Origin of the sequence: Paramicrobacterium fandaimingii, assembly GCF_011751745.2 — a bacterium.
In the GTDB taxonomy this organism is placed as follows: Bacteria; Actinomycetota; Actinomycetes; order Actinomycetales; family Microbacteriaceae; genus Paramicrobacterium; species Paramicrobacterium fandaimingii.
This window is the reverse complement of sequence record NZ_CP061170.1, coordinates 1186434-1200922: the sequence shown is the minus strand read 5'-3', so window position 1 is coordinate 1200922 and position 14489 is coordinate 1186434. Positions and strand designations below refer to the sequence as shown.

Genomic DNA, 14489 nt, shown 5'->3' with positions numbered 1-14489 from the left:
CACACACAACACACAGACGTGTGCCAACCACAGCATTCAACGTAATGAGGATCACCATATGGAGCTGAACTCCGACCCCGATCGCCTGTTTCCTGTCGACCCGCGAACCCGCGAAATCGCCAGAGGGCTCTACGCGAGCGTCGCCGAGCTGCCGATCATCTCGCCCCACGGCCATGTCGACCCGCGAATGCTTCTCGATGACGAGCCGTTTCAGAACCCGACCGAGCTGCTGCTGCGGTACGACCACTATGTGACGCGGCTTCTGCACGCTTCCGGCCTCGGTCTGAATGAACTGGGGGTTCCCGATCGCTCGGGCACTGCGCCGACGGCGGAGCCGCGAGAGGCATGGAGAAACTTCTGTGCCAACTGGCACCTGTTCGCGGGAACAGCATCCGGTTATTGGTTCCGACACGAGTTCACAGAGCTGTTTGGAATCGCTGAACAGCCGGATGCCGCGAACGCCGACCGCCTCTACGACACGATCTCCGACGTACTGTCGCGCCCGAGCTTTCGCCCCCGTGCGCTGTTCGCCGACTTCGGCATCGAAGTGCTCGCGACGACGGACGACCCAATGGACGACCTCGCCGCTCACGCCGCACTCGCCGCCGATCCCACGTTCACCGGCCGGGTCACACCGACGTTTCGCCCCGATGCATATGTGAACCCGGCAAACCCGGCGTTCATCGGCAATGTCGAGCGCCTCGCCGCGTGGAACGGGACTGCCGTCGATGACTACGCCGGCTACATCGCTGCCCTCGAGGCACGCCGCCGACACTTTGTGGAGCATGGAGCGTTCTCTGCGGACCACGGAGTTCTGCAGCCACTGACGCTCGACCTTGACGCCGACACGGCAGCCGCTCTGTACGCCCGAGCCGTCCGCGGCCAGCTCAGCGCCGATGAGGCAGCCGTGTTCCAGGGGCACATGCTGCTCGAGTCCGCCCGCATGTCCGTTGATGACGGCCTGGTGATGACCATTCACCCCGGTGTCTTCCGCAATCACAGCGAGCCGACGTTTGATGCGTTCGGCGCTGACACGGGCCACGATGTGCCCGTTCGCACCGAGTACGTCGAGAACCTGCGCCCGCTGCTGCGGCGCTACGGAAATGTCCCCGACTTTCACCTCGTGCTCTTCAGCGTCGACGAGACCTCATACTCTCGCGAGATTGCGCCGCTCGCCGGCTTCTACCAGAGCCTGTACATCGGGGCGCCCTGGTGGTTCCTCGACGCGCCAGACGCCGTGCAGCGCTTTCGCTCAGCCGTCACCGAGACCGCTGGCTTTTATCGCAGTTCAGGCTTCATCGACGACACGCGGGCGTTCCTGTCCATTCCAGCACGCCACGACATGGCCCGCCGGCTCGACTCCGCGTTTCTCGCTCGCCTTGTTGCCGAAGGCCGACTTGATGAGCCGATGGCACAGAAGATCGCCGTTGACCTTGTCGACGCACTCCCCCGAAAGGTATTCAAACTATGACGACGTCTTCCCCGTTGACCCGCGAGGCAGCGTTCGGCACGACGATCGCGGCACCACCGCGCATCGTGCACATCGGTCTCGGCGCGTTTCACCGTGCGCATCAAGCCTGGTACACGGCACACGCTGTCGATGCGGCGGAGTGGGGCATCGCCGCGTTCACGGGGCGAAGCCCCACGGCCGCAGACGAACTCGCCGGGCAGGGCGGCGTCTACACGCTCATCGAGCGCGCAGCCGCCGACGACACCGCCGAGATCATCCCCAGCATCGTTGAGACGCACGACGGAGCAAACCTCGCGCGGCTCCGCGAACTGTTCGCGGCGCCCGAGACAGCTGTCGTCACGTTGACGGTCACCGAGACCGCCTACCGGGTCGCCGCGGACGGCTCGCCGAACATCACCGACCCGGCGGTCAACCGCGATATCGACGCTCTGCGCTCCGGCACAGACCCGGAGACCGTTCTCGGACGCCTCATCGCGGGCCTTGCCGCCCGCAAGGCAGCGGATGCCGGGGGCATCGCCGTCGTGTCGTGCGACAACATTCCTGACAATGGTGCGCTTGTGCGCTCAGGAACTCTCGGTTTGGCCGAGCGCATCGACGCCGACTTGCGCGAGTGGATCGCCGCTCACGTCTCGTTTGTGTCGACGTCTGTCGATCGCATCACCCCACGAACGACGGATGCTGACAGGAACACCGCCGAGCAGCTGACGGGCTTTGCCGATGCGTCCCCCGTCGTCACCGAGCCGTTCTCCGACTGGGTGTTGAGCGGCGGCTTTCCCGCAGGACGACCAGCGTGGGAGACCGCAGGGGTACGTTTCGTCGACGACATCGAACCGTTCGAACGTCGAAAGCTCTGGCTCCTCAACGGTGCCCACAGCCTCCTCGCCTACGCGGGCCTCCTCCGGGGGCACCACACCGTCGCCGAGGCCATGGCCGACACCGAGTGCCGCGCCTGGGTGCGCGAGCTCTGGGATGAAGATGTGCGCCATCTGCCGGCATCCCTCGATCTCGACGCGTATCGGGCACAGCTCGAGGAGCGGTTCGACAATGCGCGCATCGCGCACCACCTCGCACAGATCGGCATGGAGGGGTCAACAAAGCTCGCCGTGCGCATCGCGCCGGTCGTTGCGGCAGAACGTGCGGAAGGCCGTTCAGGCGCAGCATCCATTCGGGCTCTTGCTGCGTGGATCGCGCTGCAGCTTGACGGTCTCGATATTCACGATGCGAATGCGAGGGGAATCGCCGAGGCACGTCGCTCGCCGAACCCCGTGAGGGCGCTGCTGGCCGTTGTCGACGGTGACCTCGCACGCGACGCTGACGTTGTCGCGGCTGTGACCCTGGCGAAGGATCGGCTGCGCCCGGCCGATGCGCACGCTGTGGTCTGACGATTTCCCGCGTCATGTGAACGCAGCGGCTCAGGCCGTTTGCTAGCGTTGACCGAGGGAATCTCCAGCGTCGCACGACTCCTGCACGTCAGCCACGCTCGCGTGCGTTCACGACTTTCCCTTTCGCCCCCAGAAAAACGAGGAGATCTCATGGCGGACACCGCACAAGCCAACATCGGCGTCATCGGAATGGCGGTGATGGGCTCCAACCTGGCCCGCAACCTCGCGAGCCGCGAAGGCAATTCCGTTGCGATTTACAACCGCTCACCCGAGAAGACCCGCGCGGTCACCTCGGAGTTTCCCGACGCCGGCTTCATCGCGTCGGAGTCGATCGAAGACTTCGTTGCGTCGCTGTCGACTCCCCGCACCGCAATCATCATGGTCAAGGCAGGCGCGGGCACGGATGCTGTCATCGACCAGCTCACCGAGCACTTCGAGCCGGGCGACATCATCGTCGATGGCGGCAACGCCCTGTTCACCGACACGATTCGCCGCGAGAAGGCAGTGCGCGAGACCGGCATCAACTTTGTCGGCGCCGGCATCTCCGGTGGCGAAGAGGGCGCGCTGCTCGGGCCGAGCATCATGCCTGGCGGCTCCGCCGAGGCGTGGGAGACTCTGGGGCCGATCCTGAAGTCGATCGCCGCTGTCGCCGAGGGCGAGCCGTGCGTCACCCACGTGGGAACCGACGGCGCGGGCCACTTCGTCAAGATGGTGCACAACGGCATCGAGTACGCCGACATGCAGCTGATCGCCGAGGCCTACGACCTCATCCGACGCGGCACGGGCAAGTCACCAGCCGAGATCGCCGACATCTTCGCCGAGTGGAACACCGGCGAGCTCGAGAGCTACCTCATCGAGATCACCGCCGAGGTGCTTCGTCAGGTTGACGCCGACACCGACAAGCCGCTCGTCGACGTCATTCTCGACCAGGCGGGAGCCAAGGGAACAGGCGCGTGGACCGTGCAGACCGCCCTCGACCTCGGCATCCCCGTCTCGGGAATCGCCGAAGCCGTCTTCGCCCGCTCGCTGTCGTCGAAGCCGGCGCAGCGAGCCGCGTCATCCGACCTTCCTGGCCCGTCATCGGCGTGGCAGGTTCAGGACGCCGATGCATTCATTGAAGATGTGCGCCAGGCGCTCTATGCATCGAAGATCATCGCCTACTCGCAGGGCTTCGACGAGATCGTCGCTGGAGCCGAGCAGTACGGCTGGGACATCAAGAAGGGCGAGATCGCGAAGATCTGGCGCGGCGGCTGCATCATCCGCGCACGCTTCCTGAACCGCATCACGGAAGCCTACGACGAGAACCCCGACCTCGTCGCCCTCGTGACGGCGCCGTTCTTCACGAACATCGTCGCTGAGGCGCAGGACTCATGGCGTCGCATTGTTGCCGGCGCGGCTCAGTCGGGAATCCCAGCTCCGGCATTCTCGTCATCGCTCTCGTACTACGACGGCCTGCGTGCCGACCGCCTACCCGCTGCGCTCGTGCAGGGCCAGCGCGACTTCTTCGGTGCGCATACCTACAAGCGCGTCGACAAAGACGGCACGTTCCACACGCTCTGGTCGGGCGACCGCACCGAGGTGAATGCCGAAGACACGCACTAGATGCACAAACGAGTGGCCCCGTAGAGCAGTAGTGCGGGGCCACTCGTCGTTCGACGGCGACGCTACGGCACGGCGACGTGCAGAATGCCTTGCAGAGCCAGCACACCGAGGGGAAGCGCGAGTCCCACCCGAGCGAGAAGGTCCGACTTCCCGTTGCGGTCACGTGATCGGACGAACCCGATTCCCGAGAAGACAAGCGCGCAGACGAGAGGAAGTGCAAGCGCGAGCACCGATGCCCCGAATGCGCTGCCCGCGGTCGTTATGGCGAAGACGAGACCGGCTATGGAAAACCCATTCGCACGCACGCCAGGGAACACCGTCCGCTCAGCAGACGGATGCGTTGACTCCCATTCTGGCGTGTTCACGGGTGACCCTGTCAGGCAGCGCCGTCAAAGAGGCTCGTCACCGAACCGTCTTCAAACACCTCGCGGATGGCGCGTGCAAGCAGCGGGGCGATGGAGAGCACCTCGAGCTTCTCGAACTTCTGGTCGGCCGTCAGCGGAAGCGTGTCGGTGACGACAACCTTGTCAATCGACGACGACTGCAGAATTTCGGCGGCAGGGTCGCTGAACACGGCATGTGTCGAGGCGACGACGACTCCGGTAGCGCCGTTCTCTTTGAGAGCCTCCGCTGCCTTCACGATCGTGCGGCCCGTGTCGATGAGGTCGTCAACGAGGAGGCACACGCGGCCCTTCACATCACCGACGATCTCGTGCACCGATACCTGGTTCGGAACGAGCGGATCGCGGCGCTTGTGGATGATCGCAAGCGGGGCGCCGAGCTTGTCACTCCAGTTGTCTGCGACGCGGACGCGGCCCATATCTGGCGACACGACAGTGAGTTCTGAAGGGTCGAGACGCTTCTTGAAGTATTCGAGAAGCACGGGCATGGCGAAGAGGTGGTCGACAGGGCCATCGAAAAAGCCCTGAATCTGCGCGGCGTGCAGATCGACGGACATGATGCGGTCGGCACCGGCGGTCTTGAACAGGTCGGCGATGAGACGAGCTGAGATCGGCTCGCGCCCGCGCCCCTTCTTATCTTGACGTGCATACGGGTAGAAGGGAGCAACGACGGTGATGCGCTTGGCTGATGCCCGCTTCAGCGCATCGACCATAATGAGCTGCTCCATGAGCCACTCATTGATGGGCGTCGAGTGCGACTGGATGACGAAGGCGTCGCAGCCGCGCACGCTCTCGTCGAAGCGCGCATAGATCTCGCCGTTCGCGAACGTGCGGGCGTCTGTCGGAACCAGCTCGGATCCGAGTTCTGAGGCAATGCTTGCTGCGAGTTCCGGATGCGCTCGCCCGGAGACGAGTACGAGCCTTTTCTGCCCCGAAGCTTTGATTCCTGACACAACCCCTGCTTTCTGTCGCTTGTCGACGTGCGGATTACTCTTCGGGTTCCGCGGCGGCCGCAGCATCTGCGGCTGCCGTCCCGGGGCGGTTGGCCGTTGTCCAGCCGTCCATATTCCGCTGGGGCGCCACGTTGATGGCGAGGGCCCCGGCAGGAACGCTCTTGCGCACAACAGTTCCGGCGCCTGTGTAGGCACCGTCACCAATGGTAATCGGCGCGACGAAGACATTGTGCGATCCGGTGCGAACGTGCGATCCGATCACGGAGGAGTGCTTGTTTACCCCGTCGTAGTTGGCGAAGATCGTGCCCGCGCCGATATTTGCACCTTCGCCCACCGTTGCATCGCCGACATACGAGAGATGCGGCACTTTGCTTCCAACGCCGATGTTCGCGTTCTTCGTCTCAACGAAGGCGCCGATTTTGCCATTCTCACCGAGGATGGTTCCCGCGCGAAGGTACGAGAACGGTCCGACGACCGCGCCCGCACCGATCACGGCGAGGGTCGCATCTGTGCGCTTCACGACAGCATCCTCGCCGATTTCGCAATCGACAAGTGTGGTGTCAGGGCCAATCTCTGCGCCCGCGGCGACGATGGTGGCTCCGAGCACCTGTGTTCCTGGCTTGATCGTCACGTCGGGCGCAAATGATGCCTTGATATCGATCCACGTTGATGCTGGATCGTGCACGGTGACGCCTTCGCGCTGCCACCCGCGAACGATCAAGGAGTTCAGACGTGCGGCGGCGGCGCTCAGTTGGACGCGGTCGTTCACACCCTCGATCACCCACGGCTCCGACACAGGCACTGCAGAAACAGCTTCACCGGTCGCGCGCAGGTGCTCGACGACATCGGTGATGTACTTCTCTGCCTGCGCGTTGTCTGTCGTGAGCTTCATGAGCTCGCGACGCAGCGCCGGCGCGGCGAAAACGTAGACGCCCGCGTTGATCTCGGTGACCGCAAGCTCTGCAGCAGAGGCATCCTTCTGCTCGACGATGCGGTCGAGAGAGCCGTCCTTCTCGCGAATGATGCGCCCGTACCCTGTGGCGTCCTCGAGCACAGCCGAGAGCAGAGTCGCCGAGGCGACGGCCGTTCGATGCTTCTGGATCAGCTGCGTCAGCGTTGTGGAATCCAGCAGCGGAACGTCGCCGTTGATGACGAGAACATCACCGTCGAAGTCACTCGGAAGCGCCTCAACCGCCTGCTCAACGGCGCGACCGGTTCCCGGAGTCTCGTCTTGATCGACGACGAGACTCGTGGGCAACTCGCTCACCACAACCTCGGCGACGCGATCGCGCTCGTGTCTCACGACAGTGACGATGTGCTCGGCATCCAGCGCACGCGCTGTTGCAAGCACGTGGCTGAGCATCGGAGCTCCGGCGAGAGGGTGCAGCAACTTGGGCAACCGCGATTTCATTCGCGTCCCCTGACCAGCGGCGAGAATGACGACGGCCAGTTTTTTATCGCTCATGCTCCGCCTCCAGGACTCGAACCTAGACTTCACAGCTCCAAAGGCTGTCGTGCTGCCATTACACCAAGGCGGACCGCGCACCCGAAAGTGCACAGGTTCCAGTTTGCCAGATGTCGCGGGGTGGTCGTGTCAGAGCGGCACACAGGATAATAGGAAAATGGCAGATTCACACGACGAGGTCGACCGCATTGTGACGGCGTGGGAACGCGAGCGCCCCGACCTCACGTTCTCGCCCCTGCAGGTTCTCTCGCGTGTCGGGCGGCTCTCACGCCACCTCGAGCGTGCGCGTCGCGATGCGTTCACGCGATCGAAGCTGGAGTCCTGGGAATTCGATGTGCTTTCTGCATTGAGGCGCGCGGGCGATCCCTTCACGCTGAGTCCGAAGCAGCTTCTGACGCAGACGCTCGTGTCGAGCGGCACAATGACAAACCGCATCGACCGTCTGGTCACCCGCGGCCTCGTCGAACGCAGAACCGACCCCAACGACGGGCGCGGAATTCTCGTCGTCATGTCGCCGACGGGGCTTGCTCAGGTGGATGCCGCGATCACGAGGCTCGTCGATGCGGAATCTGAGCTTCTCAGCACTCTCGACGCCGACGATCAGCAAACCCTGGCGATGCTGCTTCGAAGGCTTCTGCTCGGCTTCGACGACGTGTGATCAGCGGCGCAGCACTTTGCGCGCCAGCGTGTTGCCAAGGTATTGAACGACCTGCACGATAATCACGATCACAATCACTGCCGACCACGTCACGACGGGTTCGAACTGCCTGAAGCCCCATTGGATGGCGAAGGATCCCAGGCCTCCCCCGCCCAGGTAGCCTGCGAGCGCCGACATCTCGACGATCGCGACGAAGATGAATGTGTACCCGAGAATCAGCGGACCCAGCGCCTCGGGCAGCACGACAGACCAGATGGTGCGCAGGCGGCTCGCCCCCGATGCCCGGGATGCCTCGAGCACGCCATGAGGCACCGTCACGAGGTTCTGCTCGACAATGCGGCTGATGCCGAAGATCGCCGCGAGCGAGATCGCCATGATCATCGCATTGTTGCCGATCCCGGTTCCGATCACTGGACGAATCAGTGGCTGCATCGCGGGAATGAAGATGATGAACGGAATCGGTCTGAAGAAGTTCACGATGACGTTCAGCACAGTGAAGACGCCCCGATTCGCGTAGATGCCGCCGCGCCGGGTGACATAGAGGGCGAGCCCGAGAACCAGTCCCCCAATGCCTCCGAAGATCAAGCTGATCGAGACAAGGTAGAGCGTCTCTCCCGTTGCCTCGAGAAGCGTGGGCAGAAGGTCGATGATCTGATCCATCAGGCGGCCTCCACCACGTCGATCGTCGCTCCGATGGTGCGCAGGGCACCGTCGATAGCTGAATCGTCGCCGTGAAGCGCAAGAGTGAGGTGCCCGAATGCCCTCCCTCGAATGTCGTTGATTCCGCCATACACGAGTTCGAATCCGACATTCGAGCGGGAGAGCTCGACGAACACCTCGGACTGCGAACGATCACCATCGCGAAAAGAGAACGTCACAATGCGGCCGCCGTGGCGTGAGCGAAGCGCCGTCACCTCGGTCGGCTCGGGGATGCCCTTGACCACCGTTGAGACAAATCGGCGCGAGGCTGGATGCTGTGGATTGCTGAACACATCGAACACCTCGCCCTTCTCGATGATGCGTCCCTGCTCCATGACGGCGACGCGGCTCGCAATCGATCTGATGACGTCCATCTCGTGGGTGATGACGACAATTGTGATGCCGAGTTCGCGGTTGACGCGGTCGAGAAGTCCCAGCACCTCGTGCGTCGTCTCGGGGTCGAGCGCGCTTGTCGCCTCGTCTGCGAGCAGAATGCGCGGGTTCGTTGCGAGCGCGCGTGCGATGCCGACGCGCTGCTTCTGTCCCCCCGAGAGCTGATCAGGGTAGCTGCGCCCTTTGTCTGAGAGGCCGACGAAGTCGAGAAGCTCAGCGACGCGACGTCGGCGCTCGGCGCGCGGCATCCCGGCGATCACAAGTGGATACGCGATGTTCTTCGCAACGGTCTTGGAGGTGAACAGATTGAACTGCTGAAAGATCATGCCGATCTCGAGCCGCATGGTGCGCAGATCGCGTTCCCCGAGCCCGGTGATGTCGGTGCCGTCCACCTCAACGGTGCCGCTCGTCACCGGCTCGAGCGCATTGATCAGGCGCACGAGCGTCGACTTGCCTGCACCCGAGTAGCCGATGATTCCGAAGACCTCGCCCCGCTCGATATCGAGACTGACGTTGTCGATGGCGTTGACGAACTCACCCTTCGTTGTGGGTGAGGGGTACGATTTCGTCACATCTCTGAGGCTGACGATCGGCACGATGGCGTCCTTACGATTTCACAGCGATCCGGCGGGAGCCGCTGGCGCCCGCCGGATCGCTCTGCTGCTGGGGGTGGGGCTCAGCCCTGGGCCTTGATGTCGGCAACGACCTCGTCGAGGGAGGTCTGCAGATCCTTGGCCGGCGTGTCGACGAACTGGGCGGTTCCACCGGCGGTCTTCTGAACACCGTCGAGAACATCCTGGCTGTTGTGGTAGATCTCGACCAGCTTGTTGTACACCGAGTTGTCGGCGTCTTCAGCCTTCGTCACGAAGATGTTGATGTAGGGAACCGCGTTGGGATCGGCCGGGTCATCTTGAGCGATGGCGTCCGAAGCCTTGAGCCCCGAGTCTTCGATGAAGTCGTTGTTGATGATCGCCGCCGCCACGTCAGGAAGCGACGTCGGGGTGAGGCTCGCTTCAAGCGCCGTCACTGTCACACGGGATGCCGACTCGTCGACGTCGGCGACTGTAGAGAAGACGCTTCCGCCGTCCTTGAGCTCGATGAGGCCGGCCGACTGCAGCACGAGGAGGCCGCGCGCCTGGTTCGACTCGTCGTTCGGCACAGCGACGTCAGAGCCGTCCGGAATGTCTTCGACCGAGTCGTACTGTGTCGAGTACAGCCCAAGCGGGTAGATCGCCGTTGCGCCGATCGGCGTCAGGTCATCACCGGATGCTTCGTTGTACTGCGCGAGATAGATGACGTGCTGAAACTGGTTGATGTCGATGTCGCCCTCGGCCAGCGCAGGGTTCGGCTGCGTGTACTCACCGAAATCGACGATCTCGACGGTGATTCCTTCATCGGCCGCCGCTTGGGTGTAGGTCTCCCAGTACGGGTCGCTCGCCCCGACGACGCCGATCTTCACGGGGTTCTCCGCTGTGCCTTTCTCTGCCGATGCCTCAGCGCTCGCGCCTGAGCACGCGGCAAGAGTTGCAATCAAGGGCAGCGCGGCGAGCGCTGCGAAAATCTTCTTCTTCGACACAAGGGGTCCTTTGCTTGACGGGAATGCATTTACCGTAAGCAAGCTTCGGTATCCCCGGCGAATCACCGCGTAACAGTGTGAAATGAACGGTCCAGAAGCCGAAAAGCAGAGAATCTCATGTCGGTTTGGTCACAGACCTCGTTTTACCAGCTTCTCTGCACTAGGTTGAGAGTCGCAGTAGTTGTGTACGCAGTGATTTTTTGCGCACGTGCCGTCGAAGGGTGACGGTCAGTGCACTTGAGGGAGCGGACAGAAACACGGCAATGGCGCACCCCGACAGTCGGGGTCCGCAAACTCAAGGAGTAACACCAATGGCAACCGGCACCGTCAAGTGGTTCAACGCCGAAAAGGGCTTTGGATTCATCACACCCGCCGACGGCTCGTCTGACGTCTTCGCGCACTACTCGGCAATCGCAACGAGCGGCTACCGTACGCTCAACGAGAACCAGCAGGTCGAGTACGACGTGGCTCAGGGCCCCAAGGGTCTGCAGGCAGAGAACATTCGCCCGCTCGACTGAGCACTGAACACCGCGAAAGCCTCATGGTCATCACGACCATGAGGCTTTCGCCGTTCTCGGCATGCAATTGTCGCCCACAGGTGAGTATTGTCGACGTGTTCTCCACATTGCACTGCCGATGCACTCCTCCCACCGTCAGTTGCTGGCATTCTGGTCGAACGTGACGGACAATTGGAGGTGTGATCGAGATGACCGAACCTCAGGTGTGGACGCTGATTGGCGTCTTCGCAGTTGCGCTGTTCGGCATGCTCACGCTCATGTCGACAATGTTCATCCGTATTCTGCGCGCAGAGATCTCCGGGCTGCGCCGCGAAATGCTCGGCGAGATCTCCGGGCTGCGCTACGAAATGCTGGGAGAGATCTCCGGGCTGCGCGGCGAGATGACCGGGCTGCGCGGCGAGATGGAAACCGGCTTCGCGGCTGTGCGCGCCGATATTCGGCGACTCGATGCCCGCGTCGACTCCCTTGACAGCGACGTTCAAGCGCTGACCAAGCGCAGCTACGGAATCGAGTAGTTTTCAGTTCAACAGCGCGCGGTCATCGAACGTGGCGCCCTTGATCTTCGAGAACTCGTCAAGCAGCAGCGGCACCGTCAGCTTCTTCTTCTCCTCGGCGGATGCTTCGAAGACGATGCGCCCCTCGTGCATCATGACGAGTCGGGTTCCGAGCGAGAGCGCCTGCTCCATGTTGTGCGTCACCATGAGCGTCGTCAGCTTTCCCTGGGCGACGATGCGCTCGGTGAGGCCTGCGACGAGCGCGGCGCGCTGCGGGTCAAGGGCTGCCGTGTGCTCATCGAGCAGCAGGATGCGCGGATTCGTAAACCCGGCCATCAGCAGCGACAGGGCCTGGCGCTGACCGCCTGAAAGCAGGCCCACCTTCGCAGAGAGCCGATCCTCGAGGCCGAGTTCAAGCGTGCGCAATTCTGTGCGAAAGTGTTCCCGCTGCTTCGTGCCGAGAGCAAAACCCAGACCGCGGCTCTTGCCTCGTCGAACGGCGAGTGCAAGGTTCTGTTCAATCGTGAGGTTTGGCGCCGTTCCCGCCATCGGGTCCTGAAAGACCCGGCCGATGTAGCGCGCTCGCTGATGCTCCTTGAGTCGATTCACCTTCTTCTCGTCGATCGCGATCGACCCCCCGTCGACCGTGTAGCGACCAGATACGGCATTCAGAAGCGTTGACTTTCCCGCGCCGTTCGACCCGATCACTGTCACGAAATCACCCTCTTCGAGACGAAGGCTCACATCGGCGAGTGCACGGCGTTCATTGACGCTTCCAGGAAAGAAGGTCTTGGTCAGTGAATCGATGACAAGCATGGCGCCTACTTTCCGTCGCTCTGCGCAGGTGCAGTTTGGGCGGTGGCGGGTTCGCCCTGGTTGTCAATGGAGGGGGCCGGACCATCGGCGGGAGCCGCATCGCGCGGCGGCACTCGGCCGCCTCTGCCGCGCAACGACGGGATGCGTTTGAGGAAACCCCACCGCGGAAGAAGCAGAGCGAGCACAACGAGAGCCGCGGTCACGAGCTTCATGTCGTTCGGGTCGAGCCCCACTCTCATCGCATAGAAGATGATGAGGCGGTACAGCACTGCGCCGAAGACAACGGCGAACGTCGAGATCCAGATGAATCGCTGCCCGAGCACCGCCTGCCCGAGAATGACCGAGGCGAGTCCGACGAGAATCAGTCCGATGCCCATGCTGATGTCGGCAAAGCCCTGATACTGGGCGACGAGGGCACCGCACATGGCCACGAGAGCGTTCGACAGCGCGAGAGTGAGAATCGTCGTGCCATCCGTCGACACGCCGAAGCTGCGGATCATGGGACCGTTGTCGCCCGTTGCCTGAATCGCCAGACCGAGGTTCGTCGAGAGGAACCAGTCGACGATGAGCTTCAGCAGCATGACAGCGACGAAGAGAATGCCGACGCCCACCCAAGTGCGCAGAACCTCGGCATCCTTCAGCGGCGTGAACACCGTCTCGGCGCGGAGAAGAGGCAGGTTTGCTGCGACCGTCGATCCCTCTTTCGCCGTTCCCATGATGCGCAGATTGACAGACCAGAGCGCAATCATGGTGAGGATCCCGGCGAGCAGGCCGTCTATGCGCCCTTTCGTATGCAGCACACCGGTGATAGCACCGGCCACGAGCCCTGCCGCGCCACCCGCGAGGGTGGCGACGACAGGGTTCTGACCGTTGGTGATCATCGCGGCGGCAACCGCGGCTCCGGTCGTGAAACTTCCGTCAACCGTCAGGTCGGGAAAGTTGAGCACACGGAAGGTGAGATACACCCCCAGCGCCATAACGCCGTAGATGATCCCGATCTCGAGAGCGCCGATCATGCTGAGAACCTCTTCTGAAAGCGGGTGCTACTCGACAGTCTCTGCCTTGACAAGAATGTCCTGCGGAATTGTGACGCCCATGCGCTCGGCGGCACCCGGGTTCACGACATAGGTGAAGTCCTTTGACACCTCAACGGGCATCGTCGCCGGGTCGGCATCCTCCGTGAGGATCTTGAGGGCCATCTCCCCCGTCTGCTGCCCGAGCTTCGTGTAGTCGATTCCGAGCGTCGCAATCGCTCCGCCTTCGACGGTTCCAGACTCGGCACCGATCACGGGAATCTGCTTCTTCTCTGCCACCTGAATCAGCGAGGCGATTCCCGACACGACTGTGTTGTCTGTCGGAACATAGATGGCGTCGACATCGCCGAGCGCCTCAACGGCCTGCGCAATGTCGTTTGCCGTCGTCACGGTCTTCGTCGAAATCGTCAGGTCGCGCTCGCCCGCGGCTTCTTCAGCCGCTTTGACCTGCACCTCCGAGTTGACCTCGCCCGAGCTGTAGACGATGCCGACGTCTTTCGCATCGGGAACGATCTGCTTCAGAAGATCGAGCTGGTCGCCGATCGGCGCTGCATCGCTCGTTCCCGTGATGTTGCCGCCCGGCTCCTCGTTCGAATCGACGAGTTCGGCGGACTCGGCATCGGTGACGGCGGTGAACAGCACGGGGATGTCAGCGATCGCCTGCGCGGCAGCCTGCGCGGCTGGCGTTGCCACGGCGAGCACCATGTCGAGATCCTGCGTTGCGAAGTTCTGGGCGATCGTGACGGCCGTTGACTGCTCGCCATTGGCGTTCTGCACGTCGAACTCGATTGTCTCGCCCTCGACGTAGCCGGCGTCGATGAATGCCTGTTTGAAGCCGTCCGTCGCCGCATCGAGAGCGGGATGCTGCACGAGCTGGCTGATGCCGATCGTCAGCTTCTCTGTGCCTCCGTCGCCCTCTCCTCCGCCCGACTGCTCACCGCTGCATCCGGTGAGCGCGAGTGCGCCGACCGCGGCAATAGCCAGGCCCATCATCGCCCTGGTCTTCTTCATTGAGGTTCTCCTTTGA

Annotated in this window: 15 protein-coding genes and 1 tRNA gene; 6 read left to right on the top strand and 10 right to left on the bottom strand. The window is 62.9% G+C overall.

Annotated features, from left to right (window positions below):
- The first annotated feature begins 58 nt into the window (after positions 1-58).
- From uxaC to gnd, 3 genes are all read left to right on the top strand, one after another.
- Positions 59-1471: a glucuronate isomerase gene (uxaC, locus tag HCR84_RS05790; RefSeq protein WP_166984291.1), complete on the top strand. Its 1413-nt coding sequence runs from the start codon at positions 59-61 to the stop codon at positions 1469-1471.
- Positions 1468-2853: a mannitol dehydrogenase family protein gene (locus HCR84_RS05785; protein WP_166984292.1), complete on the top strand. Its 1386-nt coding sequence runs from the start codon at positions 1468-1470 to the stop codon at positions 2851-2853. The genes uxaC and HCR84_RS05785 overlap by 4 nt, the downstream gene beginning before the upstream one ends.
- A 150-nt stretch (positions 2854-3003) precedes the next feature.
- Positions 3004-4455: an NADP-dependent phosphogluconate dehydrogenase gene (gnd, locus tag HCR84_RS05780; protein ID WP_166984293.1), complete on the top strand. Its 1452-nt coding sequence runs from the start codon at positions 3004-3006 to the stop codon at positions 4453-4455.
- 62 nt (positions 4456-4517) lie between these two features.
- Here gnd and HCR84_RS05775 read toward each other — a convergent pair whose 3' ends face one another.
- The 4 genes from HCR84_RS05775 to HCR84_RS05760 form a co-directional block, all read right to left on the bottom strand.
- Positions 4518-4820 carry a hypothetical protein gene (locus HCR84_RS05775; RefSeq protein WP_166984294.1) on the bottom strand — a complete coding sequence of 101 codons (303 nt, stop codon included), beginning with the start codon at positions 4818-4820 and terminating at the stop codon, positions 4518-4520.
- A gap of 11 nt (positions 4821-4831) precedes the next feature.
- Positions 4832-5809, bottom strand: a complete 978-nt coding sequence (locus HCR84_RS05770) for a ribose-phosphate diphosphokinase (RefSeq protein WP_166984295.1) — start codon at positions 5807-5809, stop codon at positions 4832-4834.
- A gap of 34 nt (positions 5810-5843) precedes the next feature.
- Positions 5844-7274: a bifunctional UDP-N-acetylglucosamine diphosphorylase/glucosamine-1-phosphate N-acetyltransferase GlmU gene (glmU, locus tag HCR84_RS05765; protein WP_166984296.1), complete on the bottom strand. Its 1431-nt coding sequence runs from the start codon at positions 7272-7274 to the stop codon at positions 5844-5846.
- Position 7275: 1 nt separating this feature from the next.
- A tRNA-Gln gene (locus tag HCR84_RS05760) sits at positions 7276-7347 on the bottom strand.
- An 84-nt stretch (positions 7348-7431) separates the two neighbouring features.
- On the opposite strand from HCR84_RS05760, the gene HCR84_RS05755 reads away from it, so the two are divergent.
- On the top strand, positions 7432-7932 hold the full coding sequence (locus HCR84_RS05755; protein WP_166984297.1) for a MarR family winged helix-turn-helix transcriptional regulator: 501 nt from the start codon (positions 7432-7434) through the stop codon (positions 7930-7932).
- Here the strand turns inward: HCR84_RS05755 and HCR84_RS05750 are convergent, their stop codons facing one another.
- From HCR84_RS05750 to HCR84_RS05740, 3 genes are all read right to left on the bottom strand, one after another.
- Positions 7933-8592, bottom strand: a complete 660-nt coding sequence (locus HCR84_RS05750) for a methionine ABC transporter permease (RefSeq protein ID WP_166984298.1) — start codon at positions 8590-8592, stop codon at positions 7933-7935.
- On the bottom strand, positions 8592-9620 hold the full coding sequence (locus tag HCR84_RS05745) for a methionine ABC transporter ATP-binding protein (protein WP_166984299.1): 1029 nt from the start codon (positions 9618-9620) through the stop codon (positions 8592-8594). The genes HCR84_RS05750 and HCR84_RS05745 overlap by 1 nt, the downstream gene beginning before the upstream one ends.
- A gap of 80 nt (positions 9621-9700) precedes the next feature.
- The gene (locus HCR84_RS05740) at positions 9701-10600 is read right to left on the bottom strand and encodes a MetQ/NlpA family ABC transporter substrate-binding protein (protein WP_166984300.1); all 900 of its coding nucleotides are present in this window, start codon (positions 10598-10600) and stop codon (positions 9701-9703) included.
- Between the two features lie 311 nt (positions 10601-10911).
- Between HCR84_RS05740 and HCR84_RS05735 the strand changes: the two genes are divergently transcribed.
- Together HCR84_RS05735 and HCR84_RS05730 are read left to right on the top strand one after the other, a co-directional pair.
- Entirely contained in the window at positions 10912-11118 is a 207-nt protein-coding gene (locus HCR84_RS05735) for a cold-shock protein (RefSeq protein ID WP_166984301.1), read from the top strand.
- Positions 11119-11306: 188 nt separating this feature from the next.
- Positions 11307-11633, top strand: a complete 327-nt coding sequence (locus tag HCR84_RS05730; protein WP_244972600.1) for a hypothetical protein — start codon at positions 11307-11309, stop codon at positions 11631-11633.
- Between the two features lie 3 nt (positions 11634-11636).
- On the opposite strand, the gene HCR84_RS05725 is transcribed toward HCR84_RS05730, so the two are convergent.
- Genes HCR84_RS05725 through HCR84_RS05715 form a run of 3 tightly spaced genes read right to left on the bottom strand, consistent with a single transcriptional unit; the run spans position 11637 to position 14473 of the window.
- Positions 11637-12428, bottom strand: a complete 792-nt coding sequence (locus HCR84_RS05725; protein ID WP_166984303.1) for an ABC transporter ATP-binding protein — start codon at positions 12426-12428, stop codon at positions 11637-11639.
- A 5-nt stretch (positions 12429-12433) separates the two neighbouring features.
- Positions 12434-13444, bottom strand: coding sequence for an ABC transporter permease (locus HCR84_RS05720; RefSeq protein ID WP_166984304.1), 1011 nt, complete (start codon positions 13442-13444; stop codon positions 12434-12436).
- Between the two features lie 27 nt (positions 13445-13471).
- Positions 13472-14473: an ABC transporter substrate-binding protein gene (locus tag HCR84_RS05715; protein ID WP_166984305.1), complete on the bottom strand. Its 1002-nt coding sequence runs from the start codon at positions 14471-14473 to the stop codon at positions 13472-13474.
- Between the last annotated feature and the right edge of the window lie 16 nt (positions 14474-14489).

Coding starts and splice junctions, on each gene's coding strand:
- HCR84_RS05750 (WP_166984298.1), bottom strand. CDS start 8,592: ATGGATCAGATCATCGACCTTCTGCCCACGCTTCTCGAGGCAACGGGA.
- glmU (WP_166984296.1), bottom strand. CDS start 7,274: ATGAGCGATAAAAAACTGGCCGTCGTCATTCTCGCCGCTGGTCAGGGG.
- HCR84_RS05730 (WP_244972600.1), top strand. CDS start 11,307: ATGACCGAACCTCAGGTGTGGACGCTGATTGGCGTCTTCGCAGTTGCG.
- HCR84_RS05720 (WP_166984304.1), bottom strand. CDS start 13,444: ATGATCGGCGCTCTCGAGATCGGGATCATCTACGGCGTTATGGCGCTG.
- HCR84_RS05735 (WP_166984301.1), top strand. CDS start 10,912: ATGGCAACCGGCACCGTCAAGTGGTTCAACGCCGAAAAGGGCTTTGGA.
- uxaC (WP_166984291.1), top strand. CDS start 59: ATGGAGCTGAACTCCGACCCCGATCGCCTGTTTCCTGTCGACCCGCGA.
- HCR84_RS05715 (WP_166984305.1), bottom strand. CDS start 14,473: ATGAAGAAGACCAGGGCGATGATGGGCCTGGCTATTGCCGCGGTCGGC.
- HCR84_RS05785 (WP_166984292.1), top strand. CDS start 1,468: ATGACGACGTCTTCCCCGTTGACCCGCGAGGCAGCGTTCGGCACGACG.
- HCR84_RS05725 (WP_166984303.1), bottom strand. CDS start 12,428: ATGCTTGTCATCGATTCACTGACCAAGACCTTCTTTCCTGGAAGCGTC.
- HCR84_RS05755 (WP_166984297.1), top strand. CDS start 7,432: ATGGCAGATTCACACGACGAGGTCGACCGCATTGTGACGGCGTGGGAA.
- gnd (WP_166984293.1), top strand. CDS start 3,004: ATGGCGGACACCGCACAAGCCAACATCGGCGTCATCGGAATGGCGGTG.